The sequence below is a fragment of the Streptomyces sp. MBT65 genome (assembly GCF_016612545.1).
Taxonomy (GTDB): domain Bacteria; phylum Actinomycetota; class Actinomycetes; order Streptomycetales; family Streptomycetaceae; genus Streptomyces.
This window is the reverse complement of the sequence record NZ_JAENRY010000002.1, coordinates 91446-115330: the sequence shown is the minus strand read 5'-3', so window position 1 is coordinate 115330 and position 23885 is coordinate 91446. Positions and strand designations below refer to the sequence as shown.

The following is a 23885-nucleotide window of genomic DNA, read 5'->3' as shown; positions in this document are numbered from 1 at the left end:
GTTCAGGGCTCCAGCAGGGCCGAAGCGGTGCCGGTGACCACCTCGGCGCCGTCCTGGGTGACGGTCCGCAGCGAGAAGTGGGCGACCGGTCCGTCCAGCGTGTCCTCGACGGACTCGACGGTCGCCGTCGCGGTCAGGGTGTCACCGGGCCACACCTGGGCCTTGAAGCGCACCCCGAAGGTCAGCAGCGACTCGACGCCGACCCAGTCGGTCAGGACCCGTCCGGTCATGCCCATCGTGAGCATGCCGTGGGCGAAGACGCCGGGGTAGCCCGCGACCTCGGTGGCGAACCGCTCGTCGGTGTGCAGCGGGTTGAAGTCGCCGGACGCGCCCGCGTACTGGACGATCCGGGTGCGCTTGAGGTCGTCGACCAGCACGCTCTCGCGTGTCTCGCCGACCTTGACGTCGTCCGCGTTCAGGCTCATCGGGCGTCCTTACGGGTTGCGGGGCCCTCGGGCACGACGGCCACGGTGCGGGCGCTGACGACGGGTTCACCGGCGGCGTCCCGGTACTCGGTGATCCGCTCGCTGAAGAGCAGTCGGCCGCTACGGCCCTCCTTCTCCCAGCTGCGGCCGGTGACGGTGGTCGCGTACAGGGTCTCGCCCGCGCGCACCGGCCGGTGGTACTCGAAGTGCTGCTCGGCGTGCAGACCGCCACCGCCTTCGGGCATCACGCCGGGCCCGGCACCGGACCCGAACCACTCCTCGCCCGGCTTGGGCCGCAGCCGGTAGTCGGGGTCGTGCTGGGCGCTCGCCATGGTGAAGGTGGGCGGCGCGAGCGCGCTCCCGCCGGCGTAGGCCGGGTTCTCGTCGCCGATGGCCCGGGCGAACATCAGGATGTGCCCGGCCTCGACCGGGAAGGGCTGCCCTGTCATCTTCCAACTCCTCGGTCAGTACGGCAGGAACGCGTCGCGGGTGGCCTCGTCCGGGTCGAAGTCCGGGGGCAGCCCCTCGAACTTGGGCTCCCGTTTCTCCACGAAGCTGGCCACTCCTTCGCGGAAGTCCGGCGAGCCCGCGAAGAACTCCATCGCGGAGTACGAGCGGGCGAGCGCCTCGGTGAACGGCCGGTCGAGGTCGCCATACACCTGATGGCGTACGACGGCCATGGCGCGCGGTGAACAGTTGCGGGCGATGTCGCGGGCGTAGGCGCGGGCCTCGTCGAGCAGGTCCTCCGGCTCCACGACCCGGCTGACGAGGCCGAGTTGCTTCGCCTCGTCGGCGTCGAAGACGCGGCCGGACAGGAGGAGGTCGAGGGCGTTCTCCAGGCCGATGACGCGCGGCAGCACGTAGGGGAGGTTGTACTCGCCGGCGAGCCCGCGGCGGGTGAAGGCGGTGGTGAAGCGCGCGCCGCGGGCGGCGAAGCGGACGTCGCAGATCAGTGCCTGGACCAGTCCGATGCCCGCGCACGCGCCGTTGACGGCCGCGATGAGCGGCTTCGGGATGCTTCGCCTGCTGTACATCGGCACGCGGGCCTGGAGGTTGAGGGACTGGCCGGGCTGCGCGTTCTGCTCCAGGCGCTGGACGTCCATGCCGGGGCAGAACGCCCGGCCGGCACCGGTGACGATCACGACGCGGACGGCGGGGTCGGCGGCGGCCTCGTCCAGGAGGGCGAAGAAGCGGCGCTCCATGGGGAGGCTCCACGCGTTCTTGCGCTCGGGCCGGTTGAGGGTGACGGTGGCGACGCCGTCCTCGTCGACCTCGTACAGCACCAGGTCCCGGTCGGGTTCGTCGGACATCGCGTCACTCCTCGGTCAGCGGTTCGATGGCGTCGATGGGGTTGATGGGTTCGCCGACACCCGGGCGCTCGCCGGAGATGGTCACCACGACCTGTCCCCGGGCGCAGACGACCCCGTCGGTCATCACGTCGACGTCGGCGAAGTGCAGCCTGCGACCCCGGCGGACGCAGCGCGCGTACGCGACGGCCTCCGAGCCCCGGGCGGGTGCGAGGTACTGCACCGACATCGAGACGGTGCTGAGCAGACTCCCCTTCTGGAAGTCGTGCCCGGCGATCACGGCTCCCGCGCCCGCGGTGTCGATCAGCGCGGAGAGCACTCCGCCGTGGAAGACGCCTTCGTGGGCGGTGAGTTGCTCGGCGTAGGGAAGGACGACCTCGACGCCGTCGGGGTCCCAGCGGACCATTCGCAGCCGACAGAGGCGGTTGAACGCGACGCCGCGCTCCCAGCGGGCCCGGAACCACTCGCGGCGTTCGCGCTGTTCCTGGTCGGTGAGGGGTCTCGCCGCGACGGTCATCCGCACGCCCTCCGGTCTCGGCCGGTCAGCCGATCCATATAGTTACATGAATTGGATAGTTGAAGCAATCATCCGAGGCGCAGCCGGCACGCCAGATGTATTATTTATATAACTCATTCGATGCCTGTGAACAGAGGGAGACCCCGATGCCGTCGACCGCCCTGGCCGGGATCCGCGTCCTCGACCTGTCCCGCATCCTCGCGGCACCGCTGGCCACCCAGATGCTGGCCGACCTCGGCGCGGAGGTCATCAAGGTCGAGCGGCCCGGCGTCGGCGACGACTCACGGACGTACGGTCCGCCCTTCGCCCCCGGAACGGATGCCGCGGCCTTCTACCTCTCCTGCAACCGCAACAAGCAGTCCGTGACCGTCAACCACGCGACCGCCGAGGGGCAGGAGCTGATCCGCGCCCTCGCCGCCCGCTCGGACGTCCTGGTGGAGAACTTCCGCGCGGGGACGCTGGCGAAGTACGGCCTCGACCACGAGAGTCTGCTGGCGCTCAACCCGCGTCTGGTCTACCTGTCGGTCACCGGCTTCGGCCAGACCGGCCCGTACGCCCAGCGCCCCGGCTACGACGGCATCTTCCAGGCCATGTCCGGGATGATGAGCGTCTCCGGCCACCCCGACGAGCCGATGAAGGTCGGCGTCAGCATGGTCGACATCCTCACCGGCCTGTACGCCTCGACGGCCGTCCTGGCGGCGCTGCGGCACCGGGACGCCACCGGCGAGGGCCAGTTCGTCGACCTCTCCCTGCTGGACTGCGGGCTGGCCTCGCTGTCGCACTTCGCGATGAACTACCTGGTCTCCGGGGAGGTTCCGCGCCGCCGCGGCAACGGCGGCTACGGCGGGATCCCGTCCCAGGCCTTCCAGTGCGCGGACAGGCCGCTCTTCCTCGTCGCGGGCAACGACAAGCAGTTCGCCGCGTTCTGCGCGGCGGCCGACCGCACCGACCTGCTCCAGGACCCGCGCTTCGCCACGACCTCCGCCCGGATCACCCACCGGGAGGAGATCCTGCCGGTGCTCGAAGGCATCATGCGGACCCGGACCCGGGACGAGTGGCTCGCCCTTCTGGACGAACACGACGTGCCGGCGGGCCCGTTCAACGAAATGCCCGAGGTCTTCGCCGACCCCCAGATCCGACACCGGGAGATGCTGGTCGAGATCGACGACCCGGTGTCGGGCCGACTGCCGCTGCTCGCGAATCCGATACGGCTGTCGGCGACCCCAGTGGAGGGTTACGCCCCGCCGCCCGCGCTGGGCGAACACACGGCCGAAGTCCTGGGCAGGCTGGCGGAGGTGACGGAGGATCAGCTCGCTGGACTGCGCGCGCGGGGCGTCGTGTAGCGACGTCACCCGATGAGGGTGCGGCCGCCCTCCAACATCAGTGTCGCGCCGGTCAGATACGCCATGTCGTCGCTGACCAGCGCGGCCACCGCCCGGCCGATGTCCGCCTCCGGGTCACCGAGCCGGCCGAGCGGGATCTCCCGCGCCAGTTCCTCCGCCTTCCGCGGATGCGCGGCCAGATAGTCCTCCGCCGCCGGACTGAGCGCGGCCGGGCAGACGACGTTCACCCGGATCCCGTACGGCCCCCACTCCCGCGCGGCGACCCGACTCAGACCGCGGATCGCCTCCTTGGCCATGGCGTACGCCGCGAAGGTCGCCTCGCCCTGCACCGCCGCCGAGGAACCGAGGTTGACCACACTGCCCCGGCTCTCCCGCAGGTGGGGCAGGGCGGCCTGCATCGCGTGGAAGACGGCCAACGGCCCGCTGCGGTAGGTGAGTTCGACATCGTCGTACGACGTCTTCTCCAGCGGTCGCTGCACCGACGACTGGGCGTTGTTGACGAGCACGTCGAGGCCGCCGAACTCCCGTACCGTCTCGGCCACCATCCGGTCGATGTCGTCCCGCTCCCCCACGTCCCCGACCACGGTGTACGCCCGCCCGCCGCGCTCGGCGATCTCCCCTGCGGTGTCCTTCAGCTTGCTCTCGGTGCGGCCGGTGATGACCACGGCCGCGCCCTCGCCCGCGAGCGCCAGGGCGATGCCACGGCCCACACCCTGGCCTCCACCGGTGACCAATGCCGTCCTGCTCGACAACCGTGCCATCACGTCTCCTTCCAGAAGGGCGTCCAGGTGGGGAAGGCGTCCGGCAGTGCCGGTTCTCCCGCGCCCTCCCAGCCGTTGAATCCGACCGCCTGCGGGCGGTCGGTCACGTCGGCCGCGTACCAGTGCTGTTCGCGGCGCCGGGAGAAGTACCAGTCGCCGTCCACGCGCGCGTACTCGTCGAAGTAGCAGATCGCCATCACGATCCAGCGGTCCCCCACCTCGTGCTCGGCGCGGCAGTAGACCGCGCCGGTCGCGGTGTCGCGGCCGGTGAACTCGATGCGGTGGCCGCAGATTTGATGTATCGAACGGTGAAAGCCGCGCACCAGCGGCTCGATGTGCTGCCGCAGGACCTGCCGTCCCCGGCCGTGGCGTCCCATGTCGACGTCGGGGCGGAAGCAGCCGACCCAGGCGTCGAGGTCGCGGGAGTCGACGGCCAGGGCGTAGCGGATGGGCAGTTGCTGGATGGCCTGGTGCGACTCGACGCGGTCGAGGCGGTCCTCGATCGAGGTCATGGGCGCGGCTCCTTGGGCAGACCTAGGAGCTGTTCGCCGATGATGTTGCGCTGGATCTCGCTCGAACCGCCGTAGATCGTCTCCGCGAGGGAGAGCAGGAACGAGCGCTGCCGGGTGTCGAGTTCGTAGTCCTCGCCGACGATCTGTCCGGCGGGTCCGGCCAACTCCATGGCCAGGTGGCCGAGTTGCTGGTGCCGTGTCGAGGCGTACAGCTTCGCCGTGGTGGCCTGCGCGCCGGGTGTGCGGCCGGCGGTCAGTTCGGCGAGGGTGCGCAGGTTGGTGGTGCGCATGATGCGTACGGAGATCCAGGCGTCCAGGATCCGGCGGCGCAGCATGGGGTCGTCCAACGCGCCCCGGGCGCGGGCCAGTTCGATCAGTGCCTCGGCCTCGCGCTCGAAGCCGAGTTGCTGGGGCAGCAGGGTGGTGCCGCGTTCGATGCCGAGGGTGGCCATCGCGGTGCGCCAGCCCTGGCCGACCTCGCCGACGGCCATGTCCGCGCCGGTGCGCGCGTCGGAGAGGAACACCTCGGCGAACTCGTCCTGGCCTGCGAGGTTGCGGATGGGACGGATCTCCACGCCGGGCTGGTCGGTCGGGACGAGGAGCAGGGTCAGGCCTTTGTGGCGCCGGGAGTCGGGGTCGGTGCGGGTGAGGACGTAGAGCCAGTCGGCGTGGATGCCGAACGAGGTCCACACCTTCTGCCCGTTGACCACCCACTGGTCGCCGTCGCGTTCGGCGCGGGTGCGGACGGACGCCAGGTCGGAGCCCGCGCCGGGTTCGCTGAAGCCCTGTCCCCAGAGTTCCTCGACGGCGAGGATCGGGGGCAGGAAGCGCTTCTTCTGGGCCTCGTCGCCCGTCGCGAGGAGCAGCGGGCCGAGCAGGTCGAGGGCGTTGACGGTGGCGCGGTAGGGGGCGTTCGCGCGGGCGTACTCGTACTCGAAGACGATCTCCTCGAGCAGTCCGAGGCCGCGTCCGCCGTACTCCTTCGGCCAGCCCACGCCCAGCCAGTTCCCGGCCGACAGCTCGCGGTCCCAGGCGAGGCGTACGTCCCAGGCGGCGCCGTCGGTGGGGCCGCCCACGCCCCGGTGCTCGGCGAACTCCCCCACGAGGTGGTCCGCGAACCAGTCCCGCAGTTCGTCGCGGAAGTCGCGTACGGCGGGCCCGAAGTCCACTTCCATGTCTGCTTCTCCTGGGGGTCAGATGCCGAGCCGGGCCGCGAGCAGCTCCCGGTGGTACGCGGGGGTGCCGAGCAGCACCTCGGAGCTCTTGGCGCGCTTGAGGTAGAGGTGTGCGGGGTGCTCCCAGGTGAAGCCGATGCCGCCGTGGACCTGGATGGTGTCGGCGGCGACCCTGGTGAACGTCTCCGCGCAGTAGGCCTGCGCGACGGCGGCGGTCACGGCGATCTCCGTGGCGTCACCGGCGTCCAGGGCCCACAGTCCGGCGTAGGCCGCCGAGCGGGCGGACTCGATCTCGACGAGCATGTCGGCGCACTTGTGCTTGATGCCCTGGAAGGAGCCGATGGGGCGGCCGTACTGCTCGCGGATCCTGGCGTACGCGACCGCCATGTCGAGAGCGGCTGCGGCTCCCCCGACCTGTTCGGCGGCCAGGAGGACGGAGGCCGTGGCGAGGGTGCGTTCGAGCACCGGCCAGGCCGTGCCGTCGGTGCCCAGCAGGCGGGCCGGGGTGTCCGTGAAGGTGATGCGCGCCTGTTTGCGGGTCTGGTCGAGGGTGGGGAGGTGCGTGCGGGTGAGGCCTGGGGCGTCGGCCGCCTCGACCGCGAAGAGGCTGATGCCGGCGGGGGTGCGGGCGGCGACCAGGATCAGGTCGGCGAGGTGTCCGTCGGGGACGTAGGTCTTGGCGCCCGTGAGCCGCCAACCGGTCGGTCCCTCAAGGGCGTTGAGGCGGATGCCCGGGGCGTCCCAGCGTCCTTCGTCCTCGGTGAGCGCGAGAGTGGCCAGCGTCCGGCCGGCGGCGATGCCGGGCAGCAGCTCGGCGCGGGCGGCCTCGTCGTCGCAGCGCAGCAGTGCCTCGGCGGCCAGGGCGACGGTGGCGAAGTACGGGGCACACAGCAGGGCGCGGCCCGCTTCCTCGAAGACGACGCCGAGGTCGACGTAGCCGAAGCCCGAGCCGCCGTACTCCTCCGGTACGGCGAGTCCTTGCAGTCCGATCTCCGTGGCCAGGCGGCGCCACACGACCACGTCGTAGCCGCGCGGGTCGGCGGCCAGGCGGCGCACGTCCGCCTCGGTGGCGTGCCGGGTGAGGAACGACCGTACGACCTTGCGCAGTTCGTCCTGTTCCTCGCTGAAGGTGAGATCCATGCCGAGCTTCCCGTCCTCGGTACGGCACGGGTACCGGCCGCTTGCCGCCCGCCCCTCGATACAGTTAGATAATTATAGTATCCGCACTGAATACACCAGGAGTGCGACGTGACCGATTCCTACGCCCCGTTCACGAGTCTGACCTTCGAGCGGCCCGCGCCCGGTGTGCTGCGCATCGTGCTCGACGCACCGAACCTCAACGCCGTAGATCCGCGCATGCACGGCGAGCTGGCGGATGTCTGGCCGGTCGTCGACCGGGACGAGCAGACCCGCGCGGTACTGGTCCAGGGAGCTGGCAAGGCCTTCTCGGCCGGCGGGACCTTCGACTCCATCGAGGCCATGACGGAGGACTACGCCGTGCGCGCCCGGACGATGCGGGAGGCACGGGACATGGTCTACGGGGTGATCAACTGCTCGAAGCCCGTGGTCTCCGCGATCCACGGACCGGCGGTCGGTGCGGGGCTGGTCGTCGGCATGCTCGCGGACATCTCGATCGCCGGACGCAAGGCGAAGATCGTCGACGGGCACACCCGGCTCGGGGTGGCGGCCGGCGATCACGCGGCCATCTGCTGGCCGCTGCTGTGCGGGATGGCCAAGGCCAAGTACTACCTGCTGACCTGCGAGGCGCTCACCGGCGAGGAGGCCGAGCGGATCGGCCTGGTGTCGAAGTGCGTCGACGACGAGGACGTGCACGCCGAGGGGCTGCGGGTCGCGTCCCTGCTGGCCGCCGGTCCGGCCAGCGCCATCAGCTGGACCAAGCGGTCCCTCAACCACTGGTACCGCACGGCCCAGCCGCTCTTCGAGGCCTCACTAGGGCTGGAGTTCTTCGGGTTCGGCGGGCACGAGGTCGTCGAGGGACTCGCCGCGCATCGCGAGAAGCGCGCCCCCGACTTCGAGGGCGTCGGCGACAAGCACCCGATCGATCTGTGACCGCCCGTACGCACGAGGAGCGCCCGATGACAGCAGAGCAGACCCGCACCGACATCCCGCCGCTGGTACGGGGGTTGACCTACGAGGAGATGCCGGTCGGACAGATCTTCCGGACCGCCCGCCGCACGGTCACCGAGACCGACCTGGTCAACTTCGTCACCTGGGGCGGCTTCAACGAGCCGCTCTTCTGGGACGCCTCGCACGCGGCCGACGGGGGCTACACGGGACGGCTGGTCCCGGGCGCGTTGACGTACTGCATCGCGGAAGGTCTCGTACTCCAGACGAACGTGCTGCACGGGACCGGGCTGGCGTTCCTGCACATGGAAATGACCGTGCAGGGCCCTGTCTATGTCGGCGACACGCTGTACGCCGTCGTCGAGACCACCGCCTCCCGGCCGTCCGGGAAACCCGGCCGGGGCGTGGTCACCAGCCGGATCACCGTACGCAACCAGCGGGACGAGGACGTGCTCGTCTACACGCCGGTGCGGCTGATCCGGGGCCGGGACTACGAGGCTCCGACCCGCTGATCCCCGGGGCCGGGCGGGACCAGGGTGAGCCCGGGCCCCGGGCCCGGTGCCTCGGGGCCGGCGAAGGCTCCGGCCCGCAGCCAGTCCGAGGGCATCGGCGGGCGCGGCGGCGGCTCGTGGTCGGGGACGGCCATCGCGTAGAGGCGGGTGTAGCGGAACTTCGCCTCCAGGTTGTCGAGCACCGACCAGTACTCGTAGCCGCAGACGTCCACGCCGCGCTCGATGACCCGGCCCAGCCAGGACAGCCTGGCGCGCAGCAGGGACCGGCGGCGGGCGTCGTCGCTGTAGCCGGCCTCGTCGACGAGGTCCAGATCGCCCATGCCGTTGTCGACGACGGACAGCGGCGGCAGCAGTTCGCCGTAGAGGTCGTGGAGGTCCGCGACCGCGTCGGCCAGGCCCTCGGGGAGGAGGGGCCAGCCGTACGCCGTCGTCTCCACGTCGTCGAAGGGGACGACCGCGAAGCCCAGGCCGACGAGGAGACGGTTGACCTCGTTGAGCCTGCTCTGGCATTTGTCGGCCGGCAGCGCGCGGGCGAGGTTCTCCGGTGCGGTGACGCGGAACGGGGTGTGCCAGGACAGGCCGAGAAGGTCCTGTGGGGTGGCGATGACGTCCAGGTCCCCGGGGCGCACACAGCCGGTGTCCTCGATCGGTGCGACGTCGTCCTCGGTCACCATGTGCTCGCCGAGCAGCAGGGGGTCGAGGAAGAGTCGGTTCGTCCAGCTCAGCAGGCGGTCCAGGGCGAGCCGGTCGAAGGGGTCCTCGGTGGCCGGGTAGCCGCCGACGAGGGTGACCGTGGTCCCGATCCGGCCGCCGGCACCGGCCGCGCGGAGAGCGCGGGTGGCGAGTCCGTTGGCGAGCAGGATGTGGTGGACCGCGGGCAGGCCCGCGCGTCCGATGCCTCGGCCCGGTGTGTACATCCCGGCCACATGGTCGGCGAGGGTGGGTCCGGCCAGGTCGGTGGAGGTGATCCAGCGGGTCACGCGGTCGCCGTAGCGGCGGCCCAGTTCAGCGGCGAAGGCGGCGAAGTGCTCGGCGGTGTCGCGCTCCAGCCAGCCTCCGGCGTCCTCCAGCCAGGGCGGCAGCGACCGGTCGAACAGGGTGAGACACGGGCGCAGGCCGAGGGCGAGCAGGGAGTCGAGCTCGCGGTCGCAGCGGTCCAGGGCCGCGCGGTCCCAGCTGTCGGGTCCGTCGGGCTGGAGGAGGGGCCAGCCGGCGACCATCCGGTGCGTGTCGGGTGTGACGCCGACCAGATGCCGGATGTCGTCGGTCCACTGCCGGAAGTGGCCCCCGCGCTCCGCCAGGGGCGGCGGCGGGGCCGCGATGGCGTCCGCGGTGGCGACTCCCCAGTCGACACCGTGGAAGGACTCATGCAGGAAACCATCGCTCATGGTCACCGTCCTGGAGCGGAATAGCTAACGCATTCAACTGAATGCCCGCCATCCGGACGCTAACACTTCAGGGAAACGACGACAATGTTTCAGACAGGTCTCATCGGTCTGCCAAAGTGTCGTGCCGGGGGCCGTCCCTTGTCCAGGGCGAGGTAGGGCGCCCACCTGGCCGCGGTCATGATCGACCCGTTGCGGTTGCCCGGGATCGCGATCGGCCGGTTTCGGCCACGATCCGGGCCGCGATCGGGCCGGTCCCTCAAAGGCCGGTCCCGAAGGAGGGACGCCCCTTCCAGAAGGCGACGGTGCGGAAGCCGGGGGCGGCAGTCCGTCCGCGGCGGGTCGCCGGAGAGCCGGCACTCGGCAGGGCCTGCCTCGGCGCGGACATGGTGGGCAACGAGCCTTCCATCCCTCGGAGTTCGGCCGACCACGGGCACGTTGCCCGGCCCCCGGTGACGCCTACTCCCCCAAGGGCCGGAACTCCTCCTCCTGCCACCAGGGGTAGACGGCCGGCAGGTCCTTGCTGACGCGGCCGGGGAACACGGGGGGCCGCTTGGCGAGGAACGACTCGACGCCCTCCACGGGGTCCGGGCCGCCGCCGATCTGGCTCATGATCCGCGAGTCGAGGCGGTGCGCGGCCATCGGGTGGGGCTCGCCGAGCATCCGCCACATCATCTGGCGGGAGAGGGCCACGGAGATCGCCGAAGTGTTCTCAGCGATCTCTCGGGCGAGTTCGTACGCCGCGGGCAGCAGTTCCTCGGGGGGATGCACGGAGCGGACGAGGCCCGCGGACAGTGCCTCGTCGGGGCCGAAGACACGGCCGGTGGCCACCCACTCCATGGCCCGCTGCATCCCCACGGCCCGCGGCAGGAACCAGCTCGCAGCGGACTCCGGCACGATGCCCCGGCGCGCGAAGACGAACCCGAACTTCGCCGAGGTCGAGGCCAGCCGGATGTCCATGGGGAGGGTCATGCTGGCCCCGACGCCCGCCGCCGGACCGTTGACCGCCGCGATGACCGGCTTGGTGCTGGAAAAGATCCGCAGCGCGACCCGGCCGCCGGTGTCCCGGTGCCAGGCGCCCGCCCTGCGGTGGTCGAAGGACGAACCGCCGGAGCTGACATCGGCGCCCGCGCAGAAGCCGCGACCGGCGCCGGTCACGACGATCACCCGTACCTCGTCGTCGGCGTCGGCCGCGTCCAGGACGTCGAGGAGATCGCTCATCATCTGTGGGTTGAAGGCGTTCAGCTTCTCGGGCCGGTCGAGCGTGACGGTGAGGATCCGGTCCGCCACCTCGGCCCGCACGGTCTCGTACTCCTGCTCCGGCATGCGTGTCCTCCGTCGTCCTCGTCACCCTGCGATCCGGTTCTCATAAAGCTCAATTAGTTATAGCATTCAACTCTACTGACCTGTTCCTGAACGGTGGCGGTGAAGATGACGGATCTGGTGGTGACGGCCCTCGGGCCGGTCCGGCTGATCGAGCTGAACCGGCCGGACCAGCTCAACGCGATGAGCGAGGAACTGCACTCGGGCCTCGCGTCGGTCTGGGACACGGTCGCCGACGACCCGCAGGCGCGGGTCGTCGTGCTCACCGGACGCGGCAGGGCGTTCAGCGCCGGCGGCAACTTCGACATCATGACCCGGGTCCAGCGCGACCCCGCCTTCCGGCAGCGGAACGTGGACGAGGCCCGGCGGATCATCACCGGTCTGGTCCGCTGCCCGCTGCCGGTGATCGCGGCGGTCAACGGGCCCGCCGTGGGCCTGGGTTGCAGCCTGGCCCTGCTGAGCGACCTGGTGCTGATCGCGGACGACGCCTATGTGGCCGACCCTCACGTCCAGGTCGGTCTCGTCGCCGGTGACGGCGGCGCCCTCGTCCTGCCGCTGCTCGTCGGCCTGCCCCGGGCGAAGGAACTCCTGTTCCTGGGCGAGCGGGTGAGCGCCGAGGAGGCGGTCCGGCTCGGCGTCGCCAACCGCGTCGTACCGAAGGACAAGCTCATGGACGAGGCCATGGACCTGGCCGGACGGCTGGCCGCGCTGCCCGCGCAGGCGCTGCGCGGCACCAAGCGGGCGGTGAACCTGCATCTGGAGCAGGCCATCGCCGCCGTACTGGAGCCCGCGCTGCTCGCCGAGCGGGACAGCATGCACGACCCGGACCACATCGCCGCGGTGGAGAAGATCATCGCTTCGCGCGGTCGTCGTCGCGCCGGTGCGGAGGGCTGAGCGCCATGGACTTCGCGTTCAGTGACGAGCAGGAACAACTGCGGCGCACGGTACGGGCGTTCCTCGCGGACACCTCCCCCGAGACCGAGACGCGACGGCTGATGGAGACGCCGGAGGGCTTCGACCGCGCGCTGTGGCGCCGGATGGGCACGGAACTCGGCCTTCAGGGGCTGGCCGTTCCCGAGGAGTACGGCGGTGCGGGGTGCGGCCCGGTCGAAGTGGGCGTGGTCATGGAGGAGTTGGGCCGGGCCCTGCTGTGCGCACCCTTCCTCTCCTCGGCCGTGCTGGTGACGACCGCGCTGCTGCGCTGCGACGACGTGGACGCCCGCAAGCGACTGCTGCCGGGGCTGGCCTCGGGCGAGTCGGTCGGGGCACTGGCCCTGACCGAGGACTCCGCCCGCTGGGACGCGACCGGCGTCCAGCTCAACGCCCGTGCGTCGGACGGGTGTTGGCTGCTGACCGGACACAAGACGTTCGTGCTGGACGGTGCTGCCGCCGATGTCGTCCTGACCGTCGCCCGCGCCGACGACGGCATCGGCGTCTTCTGCGTGGACGGCGACGCGCCGGGTCTCACCCGCGCCCCCCTGCCCACGATGGACCCCACCCGCCGACAGGCCCGCCTCGACTACGACGACGTACCGGCGACCCGGTTGCGTACGCACGGCGACGGCTGGGACCTCGTCTCCCAGGTGCTGGACCGGGGCGCGGTGGCACTCGCCGCCGAGCAGGTCGGAGTGGCCTCCCGCGCGCTGGACATGGCGGTCGAGTACGCCAAGGTGCGGCACCAGTTCGGGCGGCCGATCGGTTCCTTCCAGGCCGTGAAGCACCTTCTCGCCGATGTCCTGCTCGACGTGGAGTCGGCGCGGGCCGCGGCGCACTACGCGCTGCTCGCCGCCGCCGACGAGGACCCGGACCTGTCCGCGGTGGCGAGTCTGGCCAAGGCGTTTTGCTCCGACGCGTGCCTGTCCGCGACCGAGCAGAACATCCAGGTCCACGGCGGCATCGGCTTCACCTGGGAACACCCGGCCCACCTCTGTCTGAAGCGGGCCAAGACATCTCAACTCCTGTTCGGCGACCCGGCGTACCACCGCGAACTGCTCGCGGGGCGGATCGGGTTGGACGCGGTCACAGCAGAGGGAGCGGCATGAAGGTCGACGGCAAGCTCAGTGTGTGGGGCACCACGGAGGTCGTGGCGGAGGCGCGGCACCACGAGAAGGCCGGCTACGACGGTCTGTGGGCATCGGAGTCGCAACACGACCCGTTCCTGCCGCTGTTGCTCGCGGCCGAGCACACCGACCGGCTGGAGGTCGGCACGGCGATCGCGGTGGCGTTCGCCCGCTCGCCCATGCAACTCGCGTACACCGCACACGACTTGCAGGCCTACTCGGGGGGCCGTTTCTCGCTCGGTCTCGGCAGCCAGATCAAACCGCACATCGAACGGCGCTTCGCCATGCCGTGGAGCCGTCCGGCGGCCCGCATGCGGGAGTACGTGAGCGCGCTGCGTGCCATCTGGGCCGCCTGGAACGACGGCGAGAAGCTCGACTTCCGCGGCGACTTCTACACGCACACGCTCATGTCCCCGTTCTTCTCGCCCCCGCCCGCTCCCGGCGGCGCCCCGAAGGTCTTCGTGGCCGCGGTCGGCGAGGCCATGACCCGGGTGGCGGGCGAGGTCGCCGACGGGCTCCTGGCGCACGGCTTCACCACCGAGCGCTATCTGCGGGAAGTGACCCTCCCGACCGTCGAGTCGGGCCTCGAACGGTCCGGCCGCGCCCGGGGCGACTTCTCCGTCTCCCATCTGCTGCTCACCGCGACCGGCCGCACCGAGGAGGAACTGGCCCGCGCGATCGACGGCACCCGCCGCCAGATCGCCTTCTACGGCAGCACACCCGCCTATCGCGGCGTCCTGGAACTCCACGGCTGGGGCGAACTCGGCGACGAGCTGAACGCGCTGTCGAAGTCGTCCCGCGAGGACAAGTGGGAGGCGATGGGCGGCCTCGTCGACGACGAGGTCCTGCACACCTTCGCGGTCGTCGCGGAGCCGGAGCGGGTGGCGGACGAGATCAGGCGTCGCTACGGGGCTCTGGTGGACCGGGTGTCCTTCTACACCGCGTACGACATCGACGCCGAGGTGTGGGAGCCGATCGTGCGGGACCTGCGCGGCAGTTGACGGGTCGTCAGCCGAGCAGGTCCAGGACCGTCGTCATGGACCTGCTCCGCAGCAGGTAGTCCTCGGCCTCCTGGAGATGGAGGTGCCACAGCTCCTCGGCGGCCTCGGCCCGGCGCCCGGCGACCAGCTCGACGAGCGCGCCGTGGGCGCGGAAGCCCCGGCGGTTGGCCCGGATGTTCTCGGGGGTGCCGGCGTCGAGGTCGACATGGGACCAGTTCGCCTGGTCGATGATGTTCCTGACCATGCCGTTGAGGACGCTCAGCGTCTCGTTGCCGGCGAGTTCGACGACGAGGGCGTGGAACTCCATGTGGGCCCGGATGAAGGCCGAGGGGTCGTCCATGAGTCCCTCGGCCTCGGCGACGGAGGCCCGAAGCCGCTCCAGGTCCTGGTCGGTGCGGCGCTGGGCCAGCAGACGGGCGCAGGGCGCCTCGATGACCGTCCGGGCGTCGTAGACGTCCTTGAGGGTCGTACCGCGGTACTCGAGGACCACTCCCGCGTAGCGCGCGGCCACCGTGCCCTCCGGGATCTGCACCCGGGCCCCGCCCCGGGCACCCCGGCGCACACTGATCAGGGACTCCGACTCCAGTACCCGGAACGCCTCGCGCAGCGTCGGCCGGGAGACAGCGAACTCCGCCATCAGGGCCGTCTCGGCGGGCAGCGCCTCTCCCTCGGCCAGTTCCCCGCGCACGATCTTGCGGCGCAGCTGTGCCGCCACCAGCTCGGCCATCTTCGGGACCCGTACCGGCGTGTTGGTCACGGCATCCATCTCCTTCAATCGGCTGGGACCGGTACGAAGTACGGCAGCGTGATGTCGTCGGTGAGCGGCCGGAAGTCCACGCGTACGCGCAGGCCGATGACGACGTCGTCCGGGTCGCCGGCGTCGACGTGGGTGAGCAGGGTGGCGCCGTCGTCGAGGTCGATCACGGCGAGCGCGAAGGGCGTGTCGAAGCCGGGGCCGGGTGCGCGGTGCACGACGGTCACGGAGTAGACGGTGCCCCGGCCGGCGCTGGGCACGTACCGCCAGTCCGTCGACATGCAGCCGGGGCAGGCTGGTTCTGGCACGAAGAAGCGCAGCCCGCAGGCCGGGCAGTACGGGATCACCAGGTCACCGCGCCGGGCCGCGTCCCAGAACGGCCGGGACAGTTCGGTGGGCACGGGCACGGGGCGGCTCATCGTGTCCTCCCCAGGACGCTCATCTCGTAGTGCTGCGCGCCTGAACCCGCGTTGCCGACGACCGCCAGTTCCGCGCCCTCGACCTGGTGGACGGCCGTGCCGCGCAACTGCCGTACGGCCTCGACGACTTTGAGGGTCATCTGCTGGGTTCCGTTCCACGCGTACGCCAGGCAGCCGCCGTCGGGATTGACGGGGTGCTTGCCGCCGACGGCGATGGCACCACTGGCTGCCAGCGGCCCGCCTTCGCCCTCGCCGCACAGGCCGAGGATCTCCAACTGGCGGATGATCTCGAAGGAGTTGGGGTCGTAGAGGGAGAAGACGTCCACGTCCTGCGGGCCGACGCCTGCCATGGCGTACGCGCGAATGGCCGCGTCCCGCCCGAGTTGCCCGACCTCGCGGTACAGGGCGGGGTTGGCGTACGCGGCCTGGTGGTACTCCATGCCGCCGCCGAGCACGGCGACGGGCGGGTGGGGCAGGTCGCGGGCGCGTTCGGCGGTGGTCACCACGAGGGCGGCGCCGCCCTCGCCGACGATGCAGCAGTCCAGCAGGTGGAACGGTGTGGCCACCATGCGGGAGGCGAGCACGTCGTCCGCGGTGTACGGACCGCGGCCGTACATCATCGCCTCGGGGTTGGTGGTGCCGTTGTTGCGGACGGTGGCGGCGACCTCCGCGAGCTGGCGGGAGGTCGTGCCGTACTCGTGCATGTGCCGGGCCGCCACCAGGGCGAACTGAGCGACGACATAGCTGCCCCAGACGTCGGCGAACTCCAGCGGGACCCCGGCGCCGACGGGGCCCGCACCACGCGCGACCAACTTGCAGCCGCCGACGACGACGGTGTCGGCGAGCCCGGCCCGTACGGCCGCCGCCGCCTTCAGCAGGCCTCGGGAGCCCGCGTTGTCGAGCATCGAGTCGCTGGTCCAGCGCAGGTCCCGGCCGAGCATCCGGGCCCACGAGCTGCCCTCGCCGGGGACTCCGCCCGGACCCGGCCAGTCGACCTGGGCGCCGTCGACGTCCGACGGGGCCAGCCCGGCGTCCTCGATCGCGCCGCGCACCGCTTCGAGGGCGAGACCCATCGCGTCGCGGTGCGGGAGGGACAGGGCCTGTTCGGTGGCATGGACGCCGACGACGACGGGTTGGCGGTCGCTCACGGCGTCACCGCCCCGCGCCGAGTGTGTCGCCGCCGGGATAGCCGCCCCCGCCGAAGCGCTCGTCGAGCACCTCGTAGTCCTTGGCGAAGTCCTTGGTGCGCGGGAGCACGTCGACGAACTCGACCGTCTTCGGCTTCTTGTACGAGGCGATCCGCGCCCGGCAGTGCTCGATGACGTCCGCGGCCGTGACCGGTCCGGCGTCGGGGTGCAGGACGACGACCGCTTTGACGTCCTGGGCCCAGCGTTCGTTGGGCACGCCGATCACGGCGGCCTCCTTGACGGCCGGGTGCGACTCGATGCAGTTCTCCACCTCGGCCGGGAAGATGTTCTCCGCCGCCGACTTGAGCATGCGGGTCGTGGTGCCGAGGAAGCTGATCGTGCCGTCGCTCTCACGCCGGCCGAGGTCGGTGGTGTGCCACCAGCCGAAGCGGAAACGGTCCTCGTTGATCTCGGGGCGATTCCAGTAGCCGAGGTGCACCAGGTCGCCACGCACACAGATCTCGCCTGCCTGGCCGATCTCGCACTCCCCGCCTGCGCCGTCCAGTATGCGTACGGCCGTGAAGGGGCCGGGCCGTCCCGCGTTGCCGGTGCCGGCGCCGCCGTAGGCGCCGGTCACGGCGAAGCCGGTCACCTCGGTCTGGCCGTAGCCGCGGCCCTCGCCGCCGCCGTTGCGGGTGAAGCGGCTGGTGTCGGTGGGCACCGTGCCCTGCCAGAGGGGGGCGGCGACGCTGGCCCGCAGATGCGAGAGGTCGTGGCCCGCCTCCCGGTTGAGGGCGACGAGTTGGGCGATGGTCGGCGGCATCAGGTACGCGTGCGTGCACCGCTCCGCCGCCAGCAGCGGGAGCAGTTCCTCGGCGACGACGCGGCGGACGACGACGTTCTTGCCGCCGTGCACGAAGGCCGGGACGCCCCAGAACTGGTAGTTGCCGATGTGGAACATCGGTCCGGCGCCCAGGAAGGCGGTCTCGGTGCCGATGTCCCCCATCCAGGCGGCGCTCGCGCCCATGGCGAGGAGGTTGCGGTGCGAGAGCATCGAGCCGGACTGGCGTCCGGAGATGGCCGCGGTGTAGATGACCAGGAGCGCGGAGTCCGGGTCGACGTCGACGGCCGGGTCCGCATCCGTGCCGGAGGCCAGGAAGGACTCGTAGGAGCCGGGGCCCTCAGTGTCGTGGCGCAGCCACAACGCCCGGTGGTCGCTGCCGAGTTCGGCCCTGGCCTTGTCGACCGTGTCGCCGATCTCCTCGTCCTGCCAGACCACGACCTTGGGGTCGAAGTCCTCGACGGCGAACGCCATTTCGGGGGCGGCCCAGCGCCAGTAGCCGGGACAGACCATGGCGCCGATCTTCGCGGCGGCGCCGAGCAGTTCCCAGATGCGGAAGGAGTTCTGCCCCAGCCACAGGACGCGGTCGCCGGGGCCGACCCCGGCGGCCGCGAGGGCCTGGGCGAGGCGGTTGGTGCGCTCGTCCAACTGCGGCCAGGTCAGCCGGACTTCGCCGTCCACGAGGGCGACGCCGGCGGGAAAGGACCTGCGGTGCTCACGGATGATGTCGCCGAACGTCAGGCGGCGGGCGGAATGCATGCTCTTGGCTCCAAAGGCTTTCGGGAGATGGGGAGTCAGACGCGGCCGACGCCGACACCCTTGACGCTGACGAACTCGTCCAGACCGGCCTTGCCGCCCTCCCGGCCGAACCCGCTCATCCCGACGCCGCCGAACGGCGTGGCGGGCGAAGTGATGGGGTTCGGGCCCGGGTTGACGTAGACCGTCCCGGCTCTCAGACGGGGCACCAGGCGGTTGACACGTGCGATGTCACGGGACTGGATGTAGGCGGACAGGCCGTACTGGGTGTCGTTGGCGAGGGCGACGGCCTCGTCCTCCGTGTCGAAGGGGGTGATGGCGAGGACGGGACCGAAGATCTCCTGCTGGGCGAGGTCGCTCCGGTTGTCCACGTCGGCGAACACCGTCGGGGAAACGAAGTAGCCCTCGGTGTCGACGCGTTCACCGCCGAGCACGAGCCGCCCGGCGCCGGCCTCGACCGCCTTGTCGATCATGCTCTGGACGCGGTTGCGGGCGGCTTCGGTGATGAGCGGCCCGATGTATGTCGTGGGGTCGAGAGGATCGCCGACGGGCAGGTGGGCCACGACACCGGCGACGCGCGCGACGACCTCGTCGTAGACCGGCCGTTCGACGAGCAGTCGGGTGGGCAGTGCGCAGCCCTGGCCGGTGTTGCTCATGGCGAAGGCCGCGCAGTAGGGCACGACGGTGTCCAGGTCGGTGTCGGCGAAGAGCAGGTTGGCCGACTTGCCGCCGAGTTCGAAGAGGACGGGTTTGAGGCTCAGCGCGGCGTCGGCCATGATGCGGCGCGCGGTGGCGGGGCCGCCGGTGAAGGAGATCTTGTCCACGCCGGGGTGTGTGACCAGGGCCGATCCGGCGTCGCCGAGTCCGGTGACGACGTTGATGACTCCGTCGGGGATACCCGCCTCATGGGCCAGGTCGGCGAAGAGCAGCGCGGAGAACGGCGTGGACTCGGCCGGTTTGATGACCACGGTGTTGCCGGCGGCGAGCGCGGGCGGGACCTTCATCGCCAGGGACAGCGCGGGCGAGTTCCAGGTGATGATGTGGCCGATGACGCCGTAGGGCTCGGCGATGGTGTATTCGACGTTCTCGTGCGAGCTGTAGGCCGCGCCGACCATGCCCTCGATCTTGTCGGCCCAGCCGGCGTAGTACTCGGTCCACTCGGCGACGTGTGGACCGACGTTGTCCGCCCAGCCGCCTATGCAGACGCCGTTCTCCAGTGGGCAGATCGCCGCGAAGTCGGGGATGTGGTCGCGCAGCAGCCCGGCGAAACGGGTGAGCAGTCGGCGGCGCTCGGCGGGGCGCATGGCTCCCCACACCTCGAAGGCCTGGCGGGCGGCGGCCACGGCCCGGTCCACCTCGGAGGGGCCCGCGAGGGGGATGTGCGCCTGCACCAGTCCGGTCGCCGGGTTGCGGTGCTCGTAGAGGCCACCGCTCGCGTCGGCGATGTGCCTGCCGCCGATGACCAGCCTGGGCTGCGGCAGGTCGTTCTCCGCCCTGTCCTGGTGCAACTTCACATCGACGTCGACCACGGATGCCTCCTTCAGCCCGTCCGTTACCGTGCATCCATCAGGTTAAATAGCTAACCTATTTACCCAAGGTAGTCAATGCATGTATCAGCAGTCAGAGCCCCAGAGACCGCCCGATGATCTCCTGCATGATCTCCGAGGTCCCGCCGAAGACCCGCTGCACCCGGCTGTCGCGCCAGATCCGGGCGATCTCGTACTCGTTGACGTAGCCGTAGCCGCCGAAGAGCTGCATGCAGCGGTCGATGACCTGCCAGCCGGTCTCCGAGGTCCAGTACTTGGCCGCGGCGGCCTCCTCGGCCGTCAACTCGCCCTGGAACAGGGCCATGATGCAGCCGTCGAGGTAGACGCGGGCGGCACCCAGCCGGGCCTTGATGTCGGCGAGGGCGAACCGGTTCGCCTGGAACTCGCCGATCGGCTGCCCGAACGCGGTGCGGGTCTTCGCGTAGTCCAGCGCCAGTTCGAAGGCGCGCTCGGCGGCCGCCAGCGAGGAGACGGCGATGGCGAGGCGCTCGGTGGGGAGGTTGCCCATCATGTGGTAGAAACCGCGCCCCTCCTGCCCGATGAGGTTCTCGGCGGGGACCCGGACCTCGTGGAAGAAGAGTTCGGCGGTGTCCTGTGCCTTCATGCCGACCTTGTCGAGCTTGCGCCCGCGCTCGAAGCCCTCGGCGCCGCGTTCGACGACGATCAGGCTGATGCCCTTGTGTCCGGCGTCGGGGTCGGTCTTGCAGGCGACGATGACCAGGTCGGCCAGGATGCCGTTGGTGATGAACGTCTTGGACCCGTCGATCACCCACTCGTCGCCGTCCCGGCGGGCGGTGGTGCGGATGGCCTTGAGGTCGGATCCGGCGGCCGGCTCGGACAGCGCGAGTGCGCAGATCGTCTCGCCGCTGGTCACTCCGGGCAGCCAACGCGCCTTCTGCTCAGGGGTGGTGAGGCGTGCCAGATAGGGCGGGATCACATCGTTCTGGAGCCCGAGCCCGATGCCGACCGAGCTGGTGGCCGCCATCTCCTCGGCCATGATGGCGTTGTAGCGGAAGTCCCAGATCCCCTGGCCGCCGTACTCCTCGGGGAACTGCCAGCCGATGAGCCCGGCCTTGCCCGCGGCCGCCCACGCGGCCCGGCTCACCTGTCCGTCCCGCTCCCACTGCTCGCCGTACGGGGCGCATTCCCGCAGGTAGTAGGAGCGGGCGGTGTCCCGGAACAGCTCGTGCTCCTCGGTGAAGATCGTACGGCGCATGCTCGACTCCGCTCAGGCATCTCGCTTATTCAGCTGAAGTAGTTATACAATAGCGCGGTATCGACAGCCGGGCGAGGGAGGCCGCGTGAGCGTACGGGACAAGGTGGCACTCGTCACCGGAGCGGGCCGTGGCATCGGTGAAGCGATCGCCGACCGGCTCGCCGCCCAGGGAGCCGCGGTCGCCGTCTGCGACCTCGACGCGGAGGCGGCCGGCAAGGTCGCGGGCCTCCTCACCGAGCGGTACGGCGTGCGCGCCACGGGAGTCGGCGCGGACATCTCCGACAGCACGGCCGTCCGCACGGCCGTGGAGCGCGTGACCGCCGAACTCGGCCCGGTGGACATCCTGGTCAACAACGCGGCCGTCGATGTCATCGGCCGGTTCGTCGACAGCGCCGAGGAGACCTGGGACCGGATCATCGCCGTCAATCTGCGCGGCACGATCACGGTGACCCGGGCCGTCCTCGACCCGATGATCGAGCGCGGCGGCGGCCGGATCGTCCACATCGCCTCGGACGCGGGCCGGGTCGGCTCCTCCGGTGAGGTCGTGTACTCCGCGACGAAGGGCGGTGTCATCGCCTTCGGCAAGGCACTCGCCCGCGAGGTGGCCCGGCACGGCATCACCGTGAACAGCGTCTGCCCGGGGCCGACCGACACCGCGCTGCTCGGGCAGGTCGCCGAGTACAGCCAGAAGATGTACGACGCGACCGTGCGGGCGATCCCGCTGCGCCGCGTCGCCCAGCCCGCCGACATCGCCGGCACGGTGGCCTTCCTCGCCTCCGACGACGCCGCCTACCTGACCGGGCAGACGCTCTCGGTCAGCGGCGGCCTGACGATGGTCTGAGGTGGGCACCGTGCTGCGTGTCGAACTCCGGGACCACATCGCCGTGTTGACCCTCGACCGGCCGGATCGGCTCAACGCGATCGGGTCCGAAACCGTGGACCGGCTCACCCTCGCGCTGAACGAACTGCGCGACAACGACGACGTACGCGCCCTGGTCGTGGCCGGGGCGGGCCGGGCGTTCTCGGCCGGGGCCGACATCGGTGAGATCGAGTCGTTCACGGCGCCACGGCAGTTCCACTCCTTCGTGCGGCGACTGACCGACGCGTACGCGCTGTTGGAGGACTTCCCCAAGCCCTCGGTCGCGGCCGTCCACGGGTTCGCCTTCGGCGGCGGTCTCGAGCTCGCGCTCGCCTGCGACCTGCGGGTGGCGGAACGGGGCACCCGGCTGGGCCTGCCCGAGATGAAGCTCGGCGTACTGCCGGGCGCGGGCGGCACCCAGCGGCTGCCGCGGCTGATCCCGCCCGCGATCGCCAAGCAGATGATCCTCACCGGCGAACCGATCGACGCGGAGCGGGCGCACGCCCTCGGGCTGGTCAACGAACTCGCGGGGCCCGGCGAGGCGTTGGGCACCGCCGAGGCACTCGCCGCCGCGCTGACGGCCGGGGCCCCACTGGCCCTGGCGGCGGGCAAGCGGCTGGTCGACTACGGCCTCGGGATGGACCTGGAGGCGGCGATCTCGTACGAGCGCGAGACCGTCTCGGTGCTGTTCTCCACCGAGGACCGGGTCGAGGGACTCAAGGCTTTCCGGGAGCGCCGTCCCGGCGACTTCCAGGGCAAGTAGCGGGCGGACCGACAGACAGGGAGGTGGGTCGTGCGGCCACTGGAGGGCATTTCGGTCGTCGAGCTGGGCATGTGGGTGGCGGCGCCGGCCGCTGCCACGATGCTCGCGGACTGGGGCGCGGACGTGGTGAAGGTGGAGGCGCCGACCGGCGATCCCAACCGCTACACGCTCCGGCACGTCGGCCAGGACATCGACAGCGCGCCCCCGTTCGAGACCGACAACCGCGGCAAGCGCGGGATCGTCCTCGACCTGCGCTCGGAGGACGGGAAGGCCGTACTGGAACGGCTGTTGGAGCGTGCCGACGTCTTCGTCACCAACCTCCGGCCCGGCGCGCTGGAAAGGCTGGGCCTGGCCCCGGACGAACTGCGCGTGCGTCATCCCCGCCTGGTCGTCGGCACGTTGACCGGTTACGGCTGGGCAGGCGCGGAGCGCGACCGTGCCGGGTACGACGTCTCCGCCTTCTGGGCCCGGCCCGGCATCGCCGCCATGCTCAACCCGGCCGGCGAGCCACCGCCCGGGATCCGGCCGGGACTTGGTGACCGTACGGCCGCGTCGAACCTGGTGGCGGGCGTGCTCGCCGCGCTCCTGCGCCGTGAACGCACCGGCGAGGGCGGCGTGGTGGACGTGTCGCTGCTGCGGTCCGGCACCTACGCCAACGGGAACGACCTCGCCCTGCAGAACTTCTTCGGCAGGCGCGGCCGCACCCGGCACCGCACCGAACACGAGTCCCCGCTCTACAACTCCTACCGGGCCGCCGACGACCGCTGGTTCTGGCTGGTCGGTCTGGAGGGCAACCGGCACTGGCCCGGCGTCGTCAAGGCGCTCGGCCGCGCGGACCTGGAGACGGACGAACGGTTCGCCACCGGCAAGGCGCGACGTGGCCATGTACGCGAACTGATCGCCGAGTTCGACGCGGAGTTCGCGAGGCGACCGCTCGACGAGTGGGCGGAGCGGTTCGACGCCGAAGGCGTGTGGTGGGCGCCGGTGCAGACGCTGGCGGAGGTCGCGGCCGATCCGCAGGCCGAAGCCGTGGGGGCGTTCGTCGAGCAGCCCGGCATGGGTGACGCGCCACCGCTGCGGACGGTGGCAACACCCGTCAGTTTCTGGGGTGTTGACGACAAGCCGCGCGGTGGCGCGCCGACGCTCGGCGAGCACACCGACGACGTACTCCGCGAACTCGACTCAACCGGGAGGTAG

At 71.0% G+C, this 23885-nt stretch carries 25 protein-coding genes; 9 read left to right on the top strand and 16 right to left on the bottom strand.

Features of this window, described 5'->3' with window-relative positions; genetic code table 11:
* Positions 1-2 precede the first annotated feature (2 nt).
* The 4 genes from JHN63_RS01415 to JHN63_RS01400 are packed head-to-tail and all read right to left on the bottom strand — an operon-like array spanning position 3 to position 2249.
* Positions 3-425 (bottom strand): MaoC/PaaZ C-terminal domain-containing protein, encoded by a 423-nt coding sequence (locus JHN63_RS01415; RefSeq protein WP_200676777.1) that lies wholly within the window; start codon positions 423-425, stop codon positions 3-5.
* Positions 422-874: a MaoC family dehydratase N-terminal domain-containing protein gene (locus tag JHN63_RS01410; RefSeq protein WP_200676776.1), complete on the bottom strand. Its 453-nt coding sequence runs from the start codon at positions 872-874 to the stop codon at positions 422-424. The genes JHN63_RS01415 and JHN63_RS01410 overlap by 4 nt, the downstream gene beginning before the upstream one ends.
* A 15-nt stretch (positions 875-889) precedes the next feature.
* A complete protein-coding gene (locus JHN63_RS01405) occupies positions 890-1735 on the bottom strand; it encodes an enoyl-CoA hydratase-related protein (protein ID WP_200676775.1) in 846 nt (281 codons plus the stop codon).
* A 4-nt stretch (positions 1736-1739) separates the two neighbouring features.
* Positions 1740-2249, bottom strand: coding sequence for a PaaI family thioesterase (locus JHN63_RS01400; RefSeq protein WP_200676774.1), 510 nt, complete (start codon positions 2247-2249; stop codon positions 1740-1742).
* A gap of 146 nt (positions 2250-2395) precedes the next feature.
* Here JHN63_RS01400 and JHN63_RS01395 point away from each other — a divergent pair, with 146 nt between their 5' ends.
* Positions 2396-3592 carry a CaiB/BaiF CoA-transferase family protein gene (locus JHN63_RS01395; RefSeq protein ID WP_200676773.1) on the top strand — a complete coding sequence of 399 codons (1197 nt, stop codon included), beginning with the start codon at positions 2396-2398 and terminating at the stop codon, positions 3590-3592.
* A gap of 5 nt (positions 3593-3597) precedes the next feature.
* Here JHN63_RS01395 and JHN63_RS01390 read toward each other — a convergent pair whose 3' ends face one another.
* Genes JHN63_RS01390 through JHN63_RS01375 form a run of 4 tightly spaced genes read right to left on the bottom strand, consistent with a single transcriptional unit; the run spans position 3598 to position 7180 of the window.
* Positions 3598-4353 carry an SDR family NAD(P)-dependent oxidoreductase gene (locus JHN63_RS01390; RefSeq protein WP_200676772.1) on the bottom strand — a complete coding sequence of 252 codons (756 nt, stop codon included), beginning with the start codon at positions 4351-4353 and terminating at the stop codon, positions 3598-3600.
* The gene (locus tag JHN63_RS01385; RefSeq protein WP_200676771.1) at positions 4353-4865 is read right to left on the bottom strand and encodes a nuclear transport factor 2 family protein; all 513 of its coding nucleotides are present in this window, start codon (positions 4863-4865) and stop codon (positions 4353-4355) included. Before JHN63_RS01385 ends, JHN63_RS01390 begins: the two co-directional genes overlap by 1 nt.
* The gene (locus JHN63_RS01380) at positions 4862-6040 is read right to left on the bottom strand and encodes an acyl-CoA dehydrogenase family protein (RefSeq protein ID WP_200676770.1); all 1179 of its coding nucleotides are present in this window, start codon (positions 6038-6040) and stop codon (positions 4862-4864) included. Before JHN63_RS01380 ends, JHN63_RS01385 begins: the two co-directional genes overlap by 4 nt.
* Positions 6041-6058: 18 nt before the next feature.
* Positions 6059-7180, bottom strand: coding sequence for an acyl-CoA dehydrogenase family protein (locus tag JHN63_RS01375; RefSeq protein ID WP_200676769.1), 1122 nt, complete (start codon positions 7178-7180; stop codon positions 6059-6061).
* A 108-nt stretch (positions 7181-7288) separates the two neighbouring features.
* Here JHN63_RS01375 and JHN63_RS01370 point away from each other — a divergent pair, with 108 nt between their 5' ends.
* Positions 7289-8110 carry an enoyl-CoA hydratase/isomerase family protein gene (locus JHN63_RS01370; protein WP_200676768.1) on the top strand — a complete coding sequence of 274 codons (822 nt, stop codon included), beginning with the start codon at positions 7289-7291 and terminating at the stop codon, positions 8108-8110.
* A 26-nt stretch (positions 8111-8136) separates the two neighbouring features.
* On the top strand, positions 8137-8637 hold the full coding sequence (locus JHN63_RS01365; RefSeq protein ID WP_200676767.1) for a MaoC family dehydratase N-terminal domain-containing protein: 501 nt from the start codon (positions 8137-8139) through the stop codon (positions 8635-8637).
* Here the strand turns inward: JHN63_RS01365 and JHN63_RS01360 are convergent.
* Both JHN63_RS01360 and JHN63_RS01355 read right to left on the bottom strand, forming a co-directional pair.
* Positions 8616-10025 (bottom strand): family 1 glycosylhydrolase, encoded by a 1410-nt coding sequence (locus tag JHN63_RS01360; protein ID WP_200676766.1) that lies wholly within the window; start codon positions 10023-10025, stop codon positions 8616-8618. The two genes, JHN63_RS01365 and JHN63_RS01360, sit on opposite strands and share 22 nt — an antisense overlap.
* Positions 10026-10481: 456 nt before the next feature.
* Positions 10482-11348 carry a crotonase/enoyl-CoA hydratase family protein gene (locus tag JHN63_RS01355; RefSeq protein WP_200676765.1) on the bottom strand — a complete coding sequence of 289 codons (867 nt, stop codon included), beginning with the start codon at positions 11346-11348 and terminating at the stop codon, positions 10482-10484.
* 105 nt (positions 11349-11453) lie between these two features.
* Here JHN63_RS01355 and JHN63_RS01350 point away from each other — a divergent pair, with 105 nt between their 5' ends.
* Genes JHN63_RS01350 through JHN63_RS01340 form a run of 3 tightly spaced genes read left to right on the top strand, consistent with a single transcriptional unit; the run spans position 11454 to position 14406 of the window.
* Positions 11454-12239, top strand: a complete 786-nt coding sequence (locus JHN63_RS01350; RefSeq protein ID WP_234475738.1) for an enoyl-CoA hydratase/isomerase family protein — start codon at positions 11454-11456, stop codon at positions 12237-12239.
* A 5-nt stretch (positions 12240-12244) separates the two neighbouring features.
* A complete protein-coding gene (locus JHN63_RS01345; RefSeq protein ID WP_200676763.1) occupies positions 12245-13387 on the top strand; it encodes an acyl-CoA dehydrogenase family protein in 1143 nt (380 codons plus the stop codon).
* Positions 13384-14406 carry an LLM class F420-dependent oxidoreductase gene (locus tag JHN63_RS01340; protein WP_200676762.1) on the top strand — a complete coding sequence of 341 codons (1023 nt, stop codon included), beginning with the start codon at positions 13384-13386 and terminating at the stop codon, positions 14404-14406. The genes JHN63_RS01345 and JHN63_RS01340 overlap by 4 nt, the downstream gene beginning before the upstream one ends.
* Before the next feature lie 7 nt (positions 14407-14413).
* Here JHN63_RS01340 and JHN63_RS01335 read toward each other — a convergent pair whose 3' ends face one another.
* From JHN63_RS01335 to JHN63_RS01310, 6 genes are all read right to left on the bottom strand, one after another.
* Positions 14414-15172, bottom strand: coding sequence for a FadR/GntR family transcriptional regulator (locus tag JHN63_RS01335; protein WP_200676761.1), 759 nt, complete (start codon positions 15170-15172; stop codon positions 14414-14416).
* Between the two features lie 5 nt (positions 15173-15177).
* Entirely contained in the window at positions 15178-15579 is a 402-nt protein-coding gene (locus tag JHN63_RS01330) for a Zn-ribbon domain-containing OB-fold protein (protein WP_200676760.1), read from the bottom strand.
* Positions 15576-16727 carry a thiolase family protein gene (locus JHN63_RS01325; RefSeq protein ID WP_200676759.1) on the bottom strand — a complete coding sequence of 384 codons (1152 nt, stop codon included), beginning with the start codon at positions 16725-16727 and terminating at the stop codon, positions 15576-15578. The genes JHN63_RS01330 and JHN63_RS01325 overlap by 4 nt, the downstream gene beginning before the upstream one ends.
* Positions 16728-16731: 4 nt before the next feature.
* Positions 16732-18306 (bottom strand): AMP-binding protein, encoded by a 1575-nt coding sequence (locus tag JHN63_RS01320; protein WP_200676758.1) that lies wholly within the window; start codon positions 18304-18306, stop codon positions 16732-16734.
* A gap of 35 nt (positions 18307-18341) precedes the next feature.
* Positions 18342-19832, bottom strand: coding sequence for an aldehyde dehydrogenase (locus JHN63_RS01315; protein WP_200676757.1), 1491 nt, complete (start codon positions 19830-19832; stop codon positions 18342-18344).
* 91 nt (positions 19833-19923) lie between these two features.
* Positions 19924-21066 carry an acyl-CoA dehydrogenase family protein gene (locus JHN63_RS01310; RefSeq protein WP_200676756.1) on the bottom strand — a complete coding sequence of 381 codons (1143 nt, stop codon included), beginning with the start codon at positions 21064-21066 and terminating at the stop codon, positions 19924-19926.
* 85 nt (positions 21067-21151) lie between these two features.
* Between JHN63_RS01310 and JHN63_RS01305 the strand changes: the two genes are divergently transcribed.
* Genes JHN63_RS01305 through JHN63_RS01295 form a run of 3 tightly spaced genes read left to right on the top strand, consistent with a single transcriptional unit; the run spans position 21152 to position 23885 of the window.
* On the top strand, positions 21152-21907 hold the full coding sequence (locus JHN63_RS01305) for an SDR family NAD(P)-dependent oxidoreductase (protein WP_200676755.1): 756 nt from the start codon (positions 21152-21154) through the stop codon (positions 21905-21907).
* A 10-nt stretch (positions 21908-21917) separates the two neighbouring features.
* Positions 21918-22688 carry an enoyl-CoA hydratase/isomerase family protein gene (locus JHN63_RS01300; protein WP_307781782.1) on the top strand — a complete coding sequence of 257 codons (771 nt, stop codon included), beginning with the start codon at positions 21918-21920 and terminating at the stop codon, positions 22686-22688.
* Between the two features lie 30 nt (positions 22689-22718).
* Positions 22719-23885 carry a CaiB/BaiF CoA-transferase family protein gene (locus JHN63_RS01295; RefSeq protein WP_200676753.1) on the top strand — a complete coding sequence of 389 codons (1167 nt, stop codon included), beginning with the start codon at positions 22719-22721 and terminating at the stop codon, positions 23883-23885.